This window comes from Streptomyces herbicida, from assembly GCF_032656585.1.
In the GTDB taxonomy this organism is placed as follows: Bacteria; Actinomycetota; Actinomycetes; order Streptomycetales; family Streptomycetaceae; genus Streptomyces; species Streptomyces herbicida.
In genome coordinates this window covers 284,056-300,266 of sequence record NZ_JAUYWJ010000005.1, presented here as the reverse complement: position 1 = coordinate 300,266, position 16,211 = coordinate 284,056, and the positions used below count along the sequence as shown (strand labels likewise).

Here is a 16,211-nt window from a genome sequence, read left to right as displayed (position 1 = left end):
TCCCGCGCTCCGGCCGTCCTCGGTGTGTCAGACGGGCCGGGCTCCTTCGGTGTCCGGAAGGTCGGGGTCGAGGTCCCGGCGGCGGTTCGGTCCGGTGCAGGGGGTCTCACGGAAGGGACCGGCCGCCGTCACGACGTCGCCGGGCACGGCAAGCGCGCCGACGACGTACCAAGTGTCGTGCATGGCGACCTCCAGGGTGCTCAGGTGCCCGCGTACGACATCTTCATCTTCAGCTTGGGGCAGAAGTCCGCCGAGCGCATAGTCCGAACGGCCCAGACCGGTCGGTCGCCCGGCGTCTGCGCGTCCTCGCCGGAGGTGCCGTGGCCCTCCTGCCCGGCCACCGGCACCTGCCACACCAGCGTGGTACCTCCGTCGTCGGGGCTGCGCAACTCCAGACGGCCGCCGAGCTGCTGGGCCCGCTCCTGCATGTTGCGCAGTCCGCGGCGCCGGCCCTCGGGCGCAATGCCCACGCCGTTGTCGCCGACCGTCAGGCACAGCTCGCGTCCGTCGGTCGCCAGGATCACATCGGCGCGGTCGGCGTGTAATGGCCGGCGACCGGGGCCTGCACCGGTTCCGCTGTTCTGGATCTTGCGGGGGCCGTTCGGCCCTCCCGGCGGACCGATCGGCACTCCCGTTCGAGCGCGGACCGAGGCACAGTGGGATCAGGAGCGGCACCGATCCCCCGCGGTGTCGCTCCGCCCGTGCGTGCCCCGTCGGCCGACGGGGCACGGGTGCCGTACGGCGCACCTCGTACATTCCGCGGCGGCGGGCCGGTCCGACCGGACGTCCGCCGAGGCCGAACGGCCCTAGCGCGGCGGCCGCCCGTCCGGCTGCAATGACCTGACAGAGCCCGCCCGTGGCTTCCGGAGACGCAGAGACGTGAGTGACACATCCCGACCCAGCCCCGTACTTCCCGCCGACCACGCCCCGTCGGCCCGCGGAGGGCCGCACCGGAGCGTCGAGATCGGCCGTGCCGAGGCACTGCGCCTGCTGGGCAGTGTCTCGCTGGGGAGGGTCGTGTTCACCCGGCACGCGCTGCCGACCGTCCGCCCGGTCAACCACGTTCTGATCGACGGCGACATCGTCATCCGCACCCACGAGGGAGCGGCACTGACCTCGCACGCCCGGCAGGGTGAGGGCTCGGGGGTCGTCGTCGCCTACGAGGCCGACGCCATCGACCCGGACACCCACCTCGGCTGGAGCGTGGTGGTCACGGGCTACGCGCAGCTGGTGACCGACCCGGAGGAGCTGACCCGCTACCGGGCGCTGCTGCGCCCCTGGGTGGAGCAGACCATGGACTACGCGGTCCGCATCCGCCCGGACCTGGTCACGGGGGTCCGCCTCATCGCCGACGAGGGGCCGGAGGATGCGTGAGGGCGAGTTACCCGGTGCGGGACAGGTCCACGCCGTAGAGGGTGCGGCCACCGACCAGCTCCCGGCCGGTGACCGACTCCGGCTCGATACGGACGAAGACCTCCCACGGCGCGGGCACCCAGGACCGCGGCCCGCCGCGCACCAGCCGCTCGTGCTCCCCCGGGTCGGTCATCACCGCGGCCGGACCCGTGACGACCACGCTCCACCCCGACTGCGCCACCGCGTCGACCTCGTCGGCCTCGAACGCCACCACGGCCCCGTCGATCGCCCGCACCGGCTCCGACGCCGTCCGCAGGACGACCGCACCGTCCCCGTCCAGGCAGAAGTTCACCGGAAGCACGGCGGGCAGGGCCCGTCGGGTGTACACGACGCGGCCCAGGGGCACGTTCGCCGGCAGCCGCAGGCACTCCTCCCGGCCCAGCTCGCGGAATCCGTCATCGGGGTACATCAGCCGTGCCGTCCCTCGCCCGGTGCAGCGGTACTGCCTCACTCCATCGTCGGCACGGCCGGAAACGGAAACGAAGGCCATCGGTCCCCACCGCTCCGGAGAACGACCGGACCGGTCCTCCGCGTGCCGCGGTCCCGCAGACGGAGCCCCATTGGCGGCGGAGCTGTCACGGACGGCATCGCAGGTGGGCAGGTTCGGGCGTGCTGCGGCCACTTGGCGACATGTCGGTGCGGAAGCGCCCGAGTTGCGCTGAGATGGCCCATCTCATCGTGAGCCGCGGATTCGAGGATGAACATGAGCGACTTGGCCGAAGTGGTGCCGCCCGGTTGCACCGACGTGGTCGAGGAGGTGTGCCGGTGCGGCGTGGACGAGGCGGCGGGCGGCCCGCGCGCCGCGGAGGAGCGTTTCCGCGGATTACTGGAGGCGGCTCCGGACGCGATGGTCATCGTCGACGACACCGGGGTGATCAAACTCGTCAACGCGCAAACGGAAGCCCTCTTCGGCTACGGCCGCGAAGAGCTCCTCGGCCGCCCCGTCGAACTCCTCGTCCCCGGCCGGTTCCGCGCCCACCACACCGAACACCGCAACAACTACGCCCACAACCAGCAGGTACGCCCCATGGGCGCGGGACTCGACCTCTACGGCCTGCGCAAGGACGGCACCGAGTTCCCCGTCGAGATCAGCCTCAGCCCCCTCGAGACCGCCGACGGCCTCCTCGTCTCCGCCGCCGTCCGCGACGTCAGCGAGCGCAAGGCCGCCGAGGAACGTTTCCGCGGGCTGCTCGAGGCGGCTCCGGACGCGATGGTCATCGTCGACGACACCGGGGTGATCAAACTCGTCAACGCGCAAACGGAAGCCCTCTTCGGCTACGGCCGCGAAGAGCTCCTCGGCCGCCCCGTCGAACTCCTCGTCCCCGGCCGGTTCCGCGCCCACCACACCGAACACCGCAACAACTACGCCCACAACCAGCAGGTACGCCCCATGGGCGCGGGACTCGACCTCTACGGCCTGCGCAAGGACGGCACCGAGTTCCCCGTCGAGATCAGCCTCAGCCCCCTCGAGACCGCCGACGGCCTCCTCGTCTCCGCCGCCGTCCGCGACGTCAGCGAGCGCAAGGCCGCCGAGGAACGCATCAACGAACTCGCCGCGCTGGTCGAGTCCTCCCAGGACGCGATCCTCGCCAAGACCCTCGACGGCCGCATCACGTACTGGAACGCCGCCGCCCAGCGGCTGTACGGCTACACCTCGGCCCAGGCGGTCGGGCGGCATGTGTCGATACTCGCCCCGCCCGACCGGGGGGACGAGATCAGTGAGCTCCTGGAACGGCTGTGCCAGGGTGCGAAGGTCGAGCACTTCGAGACCCTGCGCGTCACCCGTTCGGGCGGTCTGCTGGACGTCGACGTGACCCTGTGGCCCACCCGGGCCCCGGACGGCACGGTCATCGGGGCGTGCGCCATCGTGCGCGACATCAGCGACCGCAAGCGCGCCGAGGCGGAACTGACGGAGCTCTACGAGCAGCAGCGGCACATCGCCCTGACCCTGCAACGCAGCCTCATGGGCACCCCGCCCGCGATACCCGGTCTCGCCACCGCGAGCCGCTATCTGCCCGCCACCCAGGGGGCCGGCGTGGGCGGGGACTGGTTCGACCTGATCCCGCTGGGGGCCGGCCGGGTCGGTGTGCTGATCGGCGACGTGATGGGCCGCGGCCTGGAGGCCGCCGCCGTCATGGGTCAGCTCCGGTCCGCCGCACATGCCCTGGCCAAGACCGGGATGCAGCCCCGTCAGCTCATGCAGGCCCTCGACACCGTCGTCGCCGACCTGGACGTCCCCGACCAGCTGGTCACCTGCTGCTATCTGGTCATCGCCGCCGACACCGGGGAGGTGACCGTCTGCTCCGCGGGCCATCTGCCCGTCCTGGTCACCGTCCCGGGCGAGGGCGTGCAGACGCTCCCCGCTCCCGTGAACGCGCCCCTCGGCGTGGGCGACGTCGTCTACGAGCAGTGCTGCACCACGCTCACGCGCGGCGCCACCCTCGTGCTCTACACGGACGGTCTGATCGAGACTCCCGGTGGTGACATCGAGGACCAGCTCACCGAGCTGATCGAGACGCTGGACAAGCTCGCGACCGGCTCCCCCGGCCTCGAGGCGGTCGCCGACCATGTGCTGGCGACCCTGCTGCCCGACGCCGACGGCCACGACGACGTCACCCTGCTGCTGACGCAGCTGCCGGCGGCCCCGCTGGCCACGGCCACCACCGACCTGCCCGCCCTGCCGCAGTCCGTGTCGGCGGGCCGCGACTTCCTCGGCCGCGTGCTCGACGAATGGGCCCTCACGGACCGCGCGGACGACGCGTGCCTCCTGCTGTCCGAGGTGCTCACCAATGCCGTACAGCACGCCCAGGGGCCGATCGGACTGCACATCTGCCGGACCGACATCGAACTGACGATCGAGATCGGTGATCGCAGTCCTCATCTGCCCCAGCCGCGTACGGCGGCCGAGGACGCGGAGTCGGGCCGCGGGCTCCTCCTCGTACGGGCCCTCGCCGACGACTGGGGTGTGCGCCCGACGGACGAGGGCAAGACGACGTGGTTCAGCCTCAAGAGCGCCCAGGCGCACCAGGACGGGTGACGATCACCCGCACAAGGTCGATACTTCCGAGAGTAGGCAACAGGTCGGCATCGGTCCTGGGAGAACACAGGTCGGAGGCTTACCTGCCGGGCCCACCAGGAGGTACCGATGAAGATGCTCATCAACGTTGCGGAAACCGTGGTGGCGGACGCGCTGCGGGGAATCGCGGCCGCACATCCCGATCTGACCGTCGACGTCGAGAACCGGGTGATCGTACGACGGGACGCCCCCGTGGCCGGGCAGGTCGGTCTTGTCTCGGGCGGCGGCTCCGGGCACGAGCCGCTGCACGGCGGGTTCGTGGGCCACGGCATGCTGTCGGCCGCATGTCCGGGCGAGGTGTTCACGTCCCCCGTGCCGGACCAGATGGCGCGTGCGGCCGCGGCCGTGGACAGCGGGGCCGGCGTGCTGTTCGTCGTGAAGAACTACACGGGCGACGTGCTCAACTTCGACATGGCGGCCGAGCTCGCGGAGGACGAGGGGATCCAGGTCGCGAAGGTGCTCGTCAACGATGACGTGGCGGTCACCGACAGCCTCTACACGGCAGGCCGCCGCGGCACCGGTGCGACGCTGTTCGTCGAGAAGATCGCGGGCGCCGCCGCGGCCGAGGGGCAGCCGCTGGAGCGGGTGGAGTCCATCGGGCGTCAGGTCAACGAGAACTCCCGCAGCTTCGGTGTAGCCCTCAGCGCCTGCACCACCCCGGCGAAGGGCACCCCCACCTTCGACCTGCCGCCCGGCGAGCTGGAGTTGGGCATCGGCATCCACGGCGAGCCGGGCCGGGAACGGCGGGCGATGATGACCTCCGGAGAGATTGCCGACTTCGCGCTGAACGCGATCCTGGAGGACATGACCCCGCGCAACCCCGTCCTCGTCCTGGTCAACGGCATGGGCGCGACCCCGCTCCTGGAGCTGTACGGCTTCAACGCCGAGGTACAGCGGGTGCTCGGCGAGCGCGGCGTCACCGTGGCCCGCACGCTCGTCGGCAACTACGTCACCTCCCTGGACATGGCGGGCGTCTCGGTCACCCTGTGCCAGGTCGACGAGGAGCTCCTGCGGCTGTGGGACGCGCCGGTGAAGACCCCGGCCCTGCGCTGGGGTATGTGACACGGCGGCAGAGGCCGCCAACGTTCCTACCACGCAAGGAGATCCAGTGCTCGACGCCGACTTCTTCCGCCGTTGGATGGTGGCGACGACCGCGTCCGTCGACCGCGAGGCGGAACGGCTGACCGCCCTCGACTCGCCCATCGGGGACGCCGACCACGGCAGCAATCTTCAGCGCGGGTTCACCGCCGTGAAGGCGTCGCTGGAGAAGGAGGCGCCGGGCACGCCGGGTGCCGTGCTGACCCTCGCCGGACGCCAGTTGATCTCGACGGTGGGCGGCGCGTCCGGTCCCCTGTACGGCACGCTGCTGCGCCGCACGGGCAAGGCGCTCGGGGATGCCTCCGAGGTCAGTGCCGAGCAGCTGGCCGAGGCGCTGCGGGCAGGCGTGGACGGGGTCATGGCCCTCGGGGGCGCCGCGCCCGGGGACAAGACCATGATCGACGCCCTGGTGCCGGCCGTCGACGCCCTCGGCGACGGTTTCGCCGCCGCCCGGGCCGCGGCCGAGGAGGGCGCCCTGGCGACGATCCCGCTGCAGGCCCGCAAGGGCCGGGCGAGCTATCTCGGCGAGCGCAGCATCGGACACCAGGACCCCGGAGCCACCAGTTCGGCGCTGCTCATCGCCGCGCTCGCGGAGGCCGCAGGTGAGTGACGAGAAGCTGGTCGGGATCGTGCTGGTGTCGCACAGCGCCGAAGTGGCCTCGTCCGTCGCCGAGCTGGCCAAGGGCCTGGCGGGCGGCGCGGCGGCGGTGCCCGTCGCGACGGCGGGCGGCACCGAGGGCGGCGGGCTCGGTACCAGCGCCGAGCTGATCTCCGCCGCGGTCGCCGCGGTCGACCGGGGCGTCGGGATCGCCGTGCTCACCGATCTGGGCAGCGCGGTGCTCACCGTGAAGGCGCTGATCGCGGAGGGGGACGAACTGCCCGACGGCACACGTCTGGTGGACGCGCCGTTCGTGGAGGGCGCGGTGGCCGCGGTCGTCACGGCGGCCACCGGGGCCGGCCTCGACGCGGTCGAGGCGGCGGCCACGGAGGCGTACAGCTACCGGAAGGTGTGATGCCGGCGAGCGCCGTCAACGGCGTGATCCCGCCCTTGGACAACGGCCGGGCGGCCGTCCGACGACACCGGTCCGCCGGACCTGGGCGACCGGGATGACCGGGGTGACCGGGGTGACCGGGGTGGTTCAGCCGCCCCGGACGAACCGGCCCGCCAGCCACTGTCCGGTGGCGACGGCCGCCGCATGACTCTCGATCGGCCTGACCCGGGAGCCCTTGAAGACGATGTACGTGACTCCGGAGGGCACCCCGCCCCGGCGCGGGTCGGGGCTGATGCCAAGGCCCCGGGCCGTGGCGTAGGAGGCCTCGCCGATGATGCCGCGCGGGCCGGTGTCCCCGACGACGGCGTACTGGACCCGGTTCCGGTAGACGACGGCGACGACGGCACCGCCGCGGACGCCGTTTGCACGGAAGTCCCACACACCGCTCGGGGCCGGAACCACGATGTACGGCAGGCGTTCGGCGTTCAGATGACGGCCGTCGGACTGCTGGAAGGCGGTGGCCGCGGAGAACATCGGATCGGTGCGGCGGTTGCAGCGGGCGGTGTACCGCCCGTCGCAGTCGATGTCCATGTCGGCCTTCCAGAACACGGCACCGTGGGTGCCGCAGACCCGGACGGTGGCGGACGCCCCCTCGTCGGTGCGGTAGCGGCCGCGTGAAACGGGAGTGCAGTGCCGCACCCGGGCCAGCAGGTCGGCGGCGCGGACCCGGCCCTCGGCGCGCGCCGCCGGCTCCCGGCGGGGGCCGGCGGAGGCGGGGGCGGGAAGCGTTGCCGGGACGAGCAGGGCGGCGCCGGCCGCGGCCAGCGTCAGCGACTGGACACGCACGATGCGGGAACCTCTCCTGGGAACGTTGACGGCCACCCGCCGAACCGGTGCCGGGGGGTCTGGCGTCCCGTCAATTGACGACAGGGGCCGGGGACCTGAGCCGATGTCGGCCCAGGGCACCCCGGCCACCCGCGTCGGCGCGGGATCAGCGACGACAGCGTTCCGCGCCACAGGCATGAACTCCCCTGCCCTCTGGGGGAGTTCAGCCGAGAGGAACCTCAGCATACGTAACTTTCCCGGCTCGTCACCAATGCGGCCGCCCTCTTGCTGCGAACGCACCGACGGGGTCATATTGGTCCGGACCTTTGCTGTCACAGTCATCATGCCGTCCTCTGGGAGGCAGAGCCGTGCGACGCGTTGACGTTCCGCCATTCGTGATCGCCGGCGTACTGCTGCTGGTCGCGTCCTGCGGATGGGGCAGCCCGGCCGACGGCGAGAGCGGGCGGATGCCCGGTGCGCCGACGGGCGTAACCGCCACGGCCGGCAGCGCCACCAGCGTCCACGTCATGTGGAACGCGGTGACCGACGGCCCCGGCATCCGCGCGTACGAGGTATATCGCGGCACCACAAAGGTCCGGGAAGTGCCCGGTTCGGAGCACATGGTGGACGTCATCAGGCTCAGGCCGTCCACCGTGTATGTCTTCACCGTGCGGGCCCGGGACAGGGACGGGCGCCTCGGCCCGAGCAGCCGGGAAGTCCGGGCGACGACCCCGGCCGTCGCCACCGCGGACCACTCACCACCGGCCCGCCCGCGCAATGCGACGGGCCGCGCGGTCGCCGCCCGGGCGGTCCAGCTGTCCTGGGCCGCGTCGGCGGACGACCGAGCGGTGGTCTCGTACGACGTCTACCAGGGCACGGCGAAGATCCACAGCGTCGGTGGCGGCCAGACCGCGACCGTCGTCGCCGGACTGCGCCCCGGAACCCGCTACACCTTCACCGTCCGCGCCCGCGACGCCGCCGACAACCTCTCCCCGGCGAGCGCCCCGGTCCGGCTCACCACACCGGGCACCGACGACGGCCGGAGCACGGCACCCACCGGATTCCGGGCGACGACCCACCGCAGCGACGGTGCTTACTACATCGACCTGTCCTGGCTCCCGCCCCGCACGGACGGGGTGATCACGGAGTACCGGATCCAACTCGACGGCAGCCCGGCGACGTCCCTGGTCTGGGGCGGCACACCACCACGGGGCCGGGCGACGTACAGCTTCTACACAGGACGGGACACCGGTGCCGTCCACCGGGTGCGGATCCGTGCGCGACTGCCGGACGGCACATGGGGCGGGTTCTCCGCGGAGCGGACGGTGACGACGGGGGCGCGCGGCGGTGCCGGTTCCGGGTCCTGATGGCGGGAGGCTTTCCGCCGGCGTCCTTGACCACTGCGCCCGCTGCCACCGGACGGCGGCATCCGTCACCCGGTCGGGGGCGGTCCGCATGCGGGACAGGCCCGGTGCGCATTGGCTACTGACGAGGCAGCACGGGCGATTCCCGACCCTCGGCGGCGCATGGGACGTTCCGCCAACCGTGCCGCCGGAGGGCAGCCCAATGCGCACTACTCGACTTCTCCTCCGCTCCGGCCTGACCCTGGCGGCCGCTGCCGCCCTTCCGACCACGCTCTCCGGGCCGTCCGCCGCGGCCTCGGGGATCTCCGTGAGCACCATCGGGTCCACCGTGTCGGTCACCACCAGCGCGTGCACCCTGATCAACGGCAACTGGGGCAACGCGTCCCTGCTCAGCAGCAGCCAGGCGAACTTCGCCCAGGGCCGTCAGGCGGCGCTCGCGGGCACGACCATCAGCCAGTCGGCCGCCTGGTCGGGCATCGCCCCCGGGACGTACACCGTCGTGGTCGTCTGCTCGAACGGCGGCACCGCGGGCACGCAGTCCATCATCGTCTCCCCCGTCAGCACCCCGACCATCTCGTCGACCGCCTCGACGTCCTCGACCGCCTCCCCGACGCGCGGCGTGATGGGCGGACTCGGCGGCGCGGCCCGCGACTACGGCCCGGTCGCCATCGGTGTGGGCGCGGCCCTCGTGGGAGCCGGTGTCATCGCCACGGGCTGGTACCTGCGCCGCCGCTCGAAGCCGTACCGGCTCTGACCGCGCAGGACCCTGCGGGCGGCGGGAGCAGTCGTACGAAGCCGGTTCGCCTACTCGGCGACCCCGTCGCCCGGGCGCTCCCCGGCCGCACCCGGAAGCTCGTCGAACTCCTTCAGCGCGTGGGTGAGCCACTGCGTCCAGAAGGTCTCCAGGTCGATGCCCGCCCGCAGGACCAGATGGCGCAGCCGGTCCTGCGGGGTGTCGCGGGCGGGCGGGAAGTCGCGTCGCTCGATCTCCTCGTACTCGGCCAACTGACGTCGGTGCAGGTCGAGATGGCGGCGCAGATCGGCCTCCAGGCCCGCCGTGCCGACGACCGCCGCGGCACGCAGCCGCAGCAACAGGACGTCGCGCTGCGGCTTGGGGTCCTGGGACGCGGCGGTCCAGCGGGCCAGTTCGGCGCGGCCCGCGGGCAGGACCTCGTAGCGCTTCTTCTGCCCACGGGCCGGCTGCTCGGCCGGCAGGGTGCGGATGTACCCCTCGGCCTCCAGCTTGCCCAGCTCGCGATAGATCTGCTGATGAGTCGCCGACCAGAAGTAGCCGATCGACCGGTCGAACCGGCGGGTCAGCTCCAGCCCCGACGACGGCTTCTCAAGCAGGGCGGTGAGGATCGCGTGCGGGAGTGACATGGCCTCATCCTAGGGACGCGCGGACCCGCCGCACGGGCCCCTACAGCGCCGCCGCCAGCTCCGTGCCCTGCTTGATGGCGCGCTTGGCGTCCAGCTCGGCCGCCACATCGGCGCCGCCGATCAGGTGCGCGCTGCGCCCGGCGGCGACCAGCTCCTCGTACAGGTCGCGGCGCGGCTCCTGACCGGTGCACAGGACGATGGTGTCGACCTCCAGGACCGTGCTCTCCTCGCCCACGGTGACATGCAGCCCCGCGTCGTCGATCCGGTCGTAGCGGACGCCCGGCACCATGCTGACGCCACGGTGCTTGAGCTCGGTGCGGTGGATCCAGCCCGTGGTCTTGCCGAGGCCGGCGCCGACCTTGGTGGGCTTGCGCTGGAGCAGGTGGACGGTGCGCGGCGGGGCGGGCCGCTGCGGCGCCGCGAGGCCGCCGGGCGTCCGGTGGTCCATGTCGACGCCCCAGTTGCGGAAGTACGTCACCGGGTCCTCGCTCGCCTTGTCGCCGCCGTCGGTGAGGTACTCGGCCACGTCGAAGCCGATGCCGCCGGCACCGAGGATCGCGACCCGGTCGCCGACCGGGGCTGCGTCGCGCAGCACGTCGAGGTAGCCGAGGACGCGCGGGTGGTCGATGCCGGGGATGTCGGGGGTGCGCGGGGTGACGCCGGTGGCGACGACGACCTCGTCGTAGTCGGTCAGCTCCGCCGAGGTGACCCAGGTGTCGAGGCGAACGTCCACTCCGTGCGCGTCGAGCTGGTGGCGGAAGTAGCGCAGCGTCTCGTCGAACTCCTGCTTGCCGGGGACCTTGCGGGCCACGTTGAGCTGCCCGCCGATCTCGCTCGCGGCGTCGAACAGCGTCACCTCGTGGCCGCGTTCGGCGGCGCTCACCGCGCAGGCCAGACCGGCCGGTCCCGCGCCGACGACGGCGACGCGCTTGCGCAGCCGGGTCGGGGAGAGGACCAGCTCGGTCTCGTGGCAGGCGCGCGGGTTGACCAGGCAGGAGGTGATCTTGCCGCTGAAGGTGTGGTCGAGGCAGGCCTGGTTGCAGCCGATGCAGGTGTTGATGGCCTCGGGCCGGCCCTCGGCCGCCTTGTTGACGAAGTCGGGGTCGGCGAGCATCGGACGGGCCATGGAGACCATGTCCGCAGCCCCGCCGGCGAGCAACTCCTCTGCCACTTCCGGGGTGTTGATGCGGTTGGTGGTCACCAGCGGCACGGACACCTGGCCCATGAGCTTCTTGGTGACCCAGGTGTACGCGCCACGCGGGACGGAGGTGGCGATGGTGGGGATGCGTGCCTCGTGCCAGCCGATGCCGGTGTTGATGATCGTCGCCCCGGCCGCCTCGACGGCCTTGGCGAGCGTGATCACTTCATCGAAGGTGGAGCCACCGGGCACCAGGTCGAGCATGGAGAGCCGGTAGATGATGATGAAGTCCTCGCCGACGGCCTCGCGCACACTCCGCACGATCTCGACGGGGAACCGCATCCGGTTCTCGTACGAGCCGCCCCAGCGGTCGGTGCGATGGTTGGTCTGCGCGGCGATGAACTCGTTGATCAGATAGCCCTCGGAGCCCATGATCTCGACGCCGTCGTATCCGGCCTGCCGGGCGAGGCGGGCGGCACGCGCGTAGTCGTCGACGGTCCGCTCGACGTCGGCGTCGGTGAGCTCGCGCGGCGGGAAGGGGCTGATCGGCGCCTGGACGGGGCTCGGTGCCACCAGATCCTGGTGATAGGCGTACCGGCCGAAGTGCAGGATCTGCATCGCGATCTTCCCGCCCTCGCGGTGCACCGCCTCGGTGATCGCGGCGTGCTGCTCGGCCTCCGCCTCGGTGGTGAGCTTGGCCCCGCCCTCGTACGGCCGCCCCTCGTCATTGGGAGCGATGCCGCCGGTGACGATGAGCCCGACTCCCCCGCGCGCGCGGGCGGCGTAGAACTCCGCCATCCGCTCGAACCCGCCCTCGGCCTCTTCCAGGCCCACGTGCATGGAGCCCATGAGTACACGGTTGGGCAGGGTGGTGAAGCCCAGGTCGAGCGGGTTCAGCAGGTGCGGGTAACGGCTCATCGGGCCCTCCGTGCGCGCGGTGTCGTCGCCTCTGTTGTAGAGGACGGCCGCCGCCTTTTGCAACTAGTTGCATAAACGGAGGGAGGTGAGCCCGGCCACTCCGCGGCCAAGGGTGCGGTGCGGCCGGGCCCGGGTCACCTGCTTTCGAGCAGGACGTGCAGCTCCTTCTCCTGGTCGCCCGAGGCGGAGGAGAGGTTGCGCACCGTGAAGAGGGAGTCCAGGGTCGTACGGAGCCGGTCGATCGCCCAGTAGCCGCCATGCGCGTCGGCCTCGACGGTGGACGAGAGCCGCGCGGGAGTCGTGCACTCGTGCGCGTCCGTGACCTCGAACGTGCCGAGCCACACCATCGGACGCGTCTCGTGAAGCTGCTGCGGCACATCCTCGGCACACCGGTCGGACTCGAAGCACGTGCACAGCGCGTCGAACACGATCCGGGCGTCTTCCTTGCTGCATCCGCTGATCTCGACGGAGACGGACTCGTCGTGCATTCGCTCAGGGGCCATCGTGATCGCTCCTCTCATGGCGTCGGCGCGATACCGCGGGTTCCCCGCGAACCGCGCCACACCCCCAGAAAACCACCACTTTCCGGGCGCGCACCACCCATCGCGGCACTCCGGCGAGGACTCAGCCCCGGGTGAAGCGGTATGTCTTGCTGTCCGTGAGGACACAGAAGCCCGGCGACATCACGATCACCCGCAGGGTGCCGGTGCGGCGGTCGTAGTCGATGCCCTCGGCCTCGAGGGTGCCCGAGCAGGAGCTGCGCAGCGGGAGCTGCCGCAGCGCCGTGACATGGCCGGACACGTCCGCCGTACCGTTCGGCCGGCCGGACAGGTCGATCTGCAGAAGCGGCTTGGTGACGCCGAAGAGGGTGCCGGCGGGGTCGTCGGAGGAGCACAGCAGGGTCGTCGGGCCCGAGAAGTCGCAGCCCTGGACGTCGCGCACGGCGTGGTCCAGGTGGACGGTGGACGCCTGCGGGAGGTTCGCCGAGGGCGAGGTGCCGGGGTTCACCCCGGGGGTGGGGAAGACCAGGAACCGGCTCATCGTGCCGTACTCGCCCGCCAGCATCCACTGGCCGTCGGGTGCGATGGCGACCCAGGAGTTGTTGAGGGCCTCCCCGGCGCCGAGCGTGTGCACGTACTCGGACCAGGCACCGCCCGGCGCCTGCACCCGGAACATCTTGGCGGTGCCGGAGTCCCGCTGGTACGGCTCGACGTAGTAGCCGTCATAGGAGGCGTCGGGGTCGCCGACGTGGTTCCAGCCGCGGCCGCTCACGCCGGACGGTACGGTGCCGATGCCGGTGTACCGGTTGGGACTGCCGGCCGGGACCTCGACCGAGGTCAGGCCCTGGCTCTCGGTGAGCGGGTCGGCGCGGTCGGAGCCGGCCTCGGTCCAGGTGTCGGCCGCGAAGGCGGGCGCGGCGGGCGCGGCGAGGGACACGACGACGGCGGTGGCGAGGGTGACGAGTCCGGTCAGGACCCTGTGACAACGTTGCCGGGCGGCGGACGCGGGCATGGGGGGCTGCTCCTCGGTTCCGGGGGGTGGGGAGGGGCGTTCGGCCGACAGTCTGGCGGCGCTTGTTGGTCATGTACAGACCAACGGCGGAACGGCGGGTGAACAGGCCCGACAGGCCCGCCCTGCGGCGTGGCACAGGTCATACGCCCACGTGGCCCCGTCCTCGCGGCTTCGCCGGACGCCCGCCGTTGTGTTGAGGGATGGTGGAGACAGTCGTCGGCGGCGTCGGAGATTCGGTGTGAGCGCGGTAGAACAAGGGGAGTCGGCACGGGGGACGGCGTACCGTGCGGTCCGGCGAAGGCGGTGCGTGGAATGAGTGCAGCCGAGGCTCCGGTGGCCCAGGGCGGCGGTCCGGTGCGGCCGAGCGGCCTGCTCGACGTGCTGGGCGTGGCCTCGGTGGTGCTGGACGCCGAAGGCCGCATCGTGCTGTGGAGCCCCCAGGCGGCGGAGCTGTTCGGCTACTCGGCCCAGGAGGCGCTGGGCGAGTACGCCGCCCGGCTGATGGTGCACGAGCAGCACATCCAGCTGGTCGGCAAGCTGTTCGCCGACGTCATGCGCACCGGGCAGAGCTGGGCCGGCGCCTTCCCCGTCCGGACCAAGGACGGCGGCACCCGGCTGGTGGAGTTCCGCAACATGCGCCTGCTGGACGACCAGGGCGAGGTGTACGCGCTGGGTCTCGCGGCCGACCGGTCGACGGTGCGCCGTCTGGAGCAGGACGTGGCGCTGTCCGAGCGGATCGTGAACCAGTCGCCGATCGGGCTGGCCGTGCTGGACACCGAGCTGCGGTACGTCTCGGTCAACCCGGCGCTGGCGAAGATCAACGGAGTTCCGGCCGGGGACCACGTCGGGCGGACGGTCCCCGAGGTGCTGCCGCTGGTGGACGCCGACGCCCTGGAAGGGGCGGCCCGCCGGGTCCTGGAGACGGGCGAGCCGCTCGTCGACAAGACCACCGTCGGCCGGACCCCGGCGGATCCGGACGAGGACCACACCTGGTCGATGTCGCTGTACCGGCTGGAGGACGCCATGGGAACGGTCCTCGGCGTCGCGGCCTCCATAGTGGACATCACCGAGCAGTACCGGGCCGGGGTCGAGGCCGAGACCGCACGGCGCCGCCTCGCCGTCATCGCCGACGCCTCCACCCGGATCGGCACCACCCTGGATCTGGACCGCACGGCCCGCGAGCTGGCCGACGTCGCCGTGCCCGAACTCGCCGACGTGGCAGCCGTCGACCTGCTCGACGCGGTGGTCGAGGGCCGCCGCAGCACGCTCGGACCCTCCGAGCCCGCGGTGATCCGCGCCCTCGCCGTACGGGCGGAGGACGGCGAGGACGCCCTCAAGGCCGCCGACCCGCCCGGGCAGCTCGTCCGGTACGCCCCCGACCGCCTGATCACCGAGTGCGTACGGACCGGCCGCCCGGTGGTGGTACCCCAGGTGAAGGACGAGCACCTGCCCCGCATCGCCCGCTCCCCCGAGTCGGCCGTGCTGCTGGGCCGGGCAGGCGTCCACTCCTATCTGGCCGTCCCGCTGATCGCGCGGGGCGAGGTGCTCGGCGCCCTCGACCTCAAGCGCACCCGCAATCCGGCGCCCTTCGGCGAGGACGACCTGGTGCTGGCCCGTGAGCTGGCCGCCCGCGCGGCCGTGCAGATCGACAATGCCCGCTGGTACCAGAACGCCCGCAACACCGCGCTCACCCTGCAGCGCAGCCTGCTGCCCGGCCATCCGCCGGTGACCACCGGTCTGGAGGTGGCCTCGCGCTATCAGCCCGCGGGAGCCACCACCGAGGTCGGCGGCGACTGGTTCGACGTCATCCCGCTGGAGGGCGGCAAGACGGCGCTCGTCGTGGGCGACGTGATGGGCAGCGGCATCAACGCGGCCGCCACCATGGGCCGGCTGCGCACCGCGACCACCACCCTGGCCTCGCTCGACCTCGATCCCGCGGTGCTCCTGGAGCATCTCGACAAGATCGCCTCGGGCCTGGACCACTCCATCGCGACCTGTGTGTACGCCGTCCACGACCCCCGGCTGCGCCAGTGCCGCATCGCCAACGCGGGGCATCTGCCCCCGGCCCGCGTCCGCGTCGGCCACCCGCCGGAACTGCTCGACCTGCCCACCGGTGTGCCGCTCGGGGTGGGCGGGGTCCCGTTCTCCACCACCACGGTCGACTTCGCCCCCGGCGACGAGCTCGTGTTCTACACGGACGGGCTGGTCGAGACGCGCAGTCACTCGCTCGACGAACGCCTCGGCTTTCTCCTCTCCCTCCTCGACGACCCGGCCCGGCCCCTGGAGGAGGCCTGCGACCTCCTGCTGCGCACGCTGCACCACCCCGACAACCACGACGACGTGGCGCTCCTGATAGCGCGGGCGCAGGAGCTTCCCTAGGAGCGGCGCGGGAACCGGCCCGAACGACGGGCGCAGGCACCGGCCCGACCGCCCGATTCACAGCAACTCGTTACCGGGTTCTTATCGGCGTCATCGGACAATCACAGGGAGGCATG

At 72.1% G+C, this 16,211-nt stretch carries 15 protein-coding genes and 1 pseudogene; 8 read left to right on the top strand and 8 right to left on the bottom strand.

The annotated features are described in order from the left end of the window. Window positions 1-27: 27 nt before the first annotated feature. Together Q8A52_RS13665 and Q8A52_RS13660 are read right to left on the bottom strand one after the other, a co-directional pair. Window positions 28-183, bottom strand: a complete 156-nt coding sequence (locus Q8A52_RS13665; RefSeq protein WP_316751552.1) for a hypothetical protein — start codon at window positions 181-183, stop codon at window positions 28-30. A gap of 152 nt (window positions 184-335) precedes the next feature. After that, a pseudogene (locus tag Q8A52_RS13660) lies at window positions 336-551 on the bottom strand (sensor histidine kinase); the annotation flags it as partial. A 412-nt stretch (window positions 552-963) separates the two neighbouring features. Between Q8A52_RS13660 and Q8A52_RS13655 the strand changes: the two are divergent. Continuing rightward, a complete protein-coding gene (locus Q8A52_RS13655) occupies window positions 964-1,374 on the top strand; it encodes a pyridoxamine 5'-phosphate oxidase family protein (protein ID WP_316751865.1) in 411 nt (136 codons plus the stop codon). 7 nt (window positions 1,375-1,381) lie between these two features. Here Q8A52_RS13655 and Q8A52_RS13650 read toward each other — a convergent pair whose 3' ends face one another. After that, on the bottom strand, window positions 1,382-1,822 hold the full coding sequence (locus Q8A52_RS13650; RefSeq protein ID WP_316751550.1) for a pyridoxamine 5'-phosphate oxidase family protein: 441 nt from the start codon (window positions 1,820-1,822) through the stop codon (window positions 1,382-1,384). 294 nt (window positions 1,823-2,116) lie between these two features. Between Q8A52_RS13650 and Q8A52_RS13645 the strand changes: the two genes are divergently transcribed. The 4 genes from Q8A52_RS13645 to Q8A52_RS13630 all read left to right on the top strand — a co-directional run bounded on the left by Q8A52_RS13645 (window position 2,117) and on the right by Q8A52_RS13630 (window position 6,600). Continuing rightward, the gene (locus Q8A52_RS13645) at window positions 2,117-4,450 is read left to right on the top strand and encodes a SpoIIE family protein phosphatase (protein ID WP_316751548.1); all 2,334 of its coding nucleotides are present in this window, start codon (window positions 2,117-2,119) and stop codon (window positions 4,448-4,450) included. Between the two features lie 108 nt (window positions 4,451-4,558). After that, complete coding sequence (gene dhaK, locus Q8A52_RS13640; RefSeq protein ID WP_316751546.1) at window positions 4,559-5,551, top strand: dihydroxyacetone kinase subunit DhaK; 993 nt, start codon at window positions 4,559-4,561, stop codon at window positions 5,549-5,551. Window positions 5,552-5,597: 46 nt separating this feature from the next. Then, window positions 5,598-6,197, top strand: coding sequence for a dihydroxyacetone kinase subunit DhaL (gene dhaL / locus Q8A52_RS13635; RefSeq protein WP_316751544.1), 600 nt, complete (start codon window positions 5,598-5,600; stop codon window positions 6,195-6,197). Next, window positions 6,190-6,600: a PTS sugar transporter subunit IIA domain-containing protein gene (locus tag Q8A52_RS13630; RefSeq protein WP_316751542.1), complete on the top strand. Its 411-nt coding sequence runs from the start codon at window positions 6,190-6,192 to the stop codon at window positions 6,598-6,600. The genes dhaL and Q8A52_RS13630 overlap by 8 nt, the downstream gene beginning before the upstream one ends. 126 nt (window positions 6,601-6,726) lie before the next feature. On the opposite strand, the gene Q8A52_RS13625 is transcribed toward Q8A52_RS13630, so the two are convergent. Then, window positions 6,727-7,425, bottom strand: a complete 699-nt coding sequence (locus Q8A52_RS13625) for a glycoside hydrolase family 75 protein (RefSeq protein ID WP_316751540.1) — start codon at window positions 7,423-7,425, stop codon at window positions 6,727-6,729. A gap of 347 nt (window positions 7,426-7,772) precedes the next feature. Here Q8A52_RS13625 and Q8A52_RS13620 point away from each other — a divergent pair, with 347 nt between their 5' ends. Continuing rightward, window positions 7,773-8,771, top strand: a complete 999-nt coding sequence (locus Q8A52_RS13620) for a fibronectin type III domain-containing protein (RefSeq protein WP_316751538.1) — start codon at window positions 7,773-7,775, stop codon at window positions 8,769-8,771. Window positions 8,772-8,970: 199 nt separating this feature from the next. After that, window positions 8,971-9,522 carry a hypothetical protein gene (locus Q8A52_RS13615; protein ID WP_316751537.1) on the top strand — a complete coding sequence of 184 codons (552 nt, stop codon included), beginning with the start codon at window positions 8,971-8,973 and terminating at the stop codon, window positions 9,520-9,522. 50 nt (window positions 9,523-9,572) lie between these two features. Here the strand turns inward: Q8A52_RS13615 and Q8A52_RS13610 are convergent, their stop codons facing one another. The 4 genes from Q8A52_RS13610 to Q8A52_RS13595 all read right to left on the bottom strand — a co-directional run bounded on the left by Q8A52_RS13610 (window position 9,573) and on the right by Q8A52_RS13595 (window position 13,716). After that, entirely contained in the window at window positions 9,573-10,148 is a 576-nt protein-coding gene (locus Q8A52_RS13610) for a PadR family transcriptional regulator (protein ID WP_316751536.1), read from the bottom strand. 40 nt (window positions 10,149-10,188) lie between these two features. Next, the gene (locus Q8A52_RS13605) at window positions 10,189-12,204 is read right to left on the bottom strand and encodes an NADPH-dependent 2,4-dienoyl-CoA reductase (RefSeq protein WP_316751534.1); all 2,016 of its coding nucleotides are present in this window, start codon (window positions 12,202-12,204) and stop codon (window positions 10,189-10,191) included. 134 nt (window positions 12,205-12,338) lie between these two features. Then, entirely contained in the window at window positions 12,339-12,707 is a 369-nt protein-coding gene (locus Q8A52_RS13600) for a hypothetical protein (RefSeq protein WP_316751532.1), read from the bottom strand. A 121-nt stretch (window positions 12,708-12,828) separates the two neighbouring features. Then, the gene (locus Q8A52_RS13595) at window positions 12,829-13,716 is read right to left on the bottom strand and encodes a hypothetical protein (RefSeq protein ID WP_316751531.1); all 888 of its coding nucleotides are present in this window, start codon (window positions 13,714-13,716) and stop codon (window positions 12,829-12,831) included. Window positions 13,717-14,028: 312 nt separating this feature from the next. Here Q8A52_RS13595 and Q8A52_RS13590 point away from each other — a divergent pair, with 312 nt between their 5' ends. Next, window positions 14,029-16,095, top strand: coding sequence for a SpoIIE family protein phosphatase (locus Q8A52_RS13590; RefSeq protein WP_316751529.1), 2,067 nt, complete (start codon window positions 14,029-14,031; stop codon window positions 16,093-16,095). The last annotated feature ends 116 nt before the right edge of the window (window positions 16,096-16,211 follow it).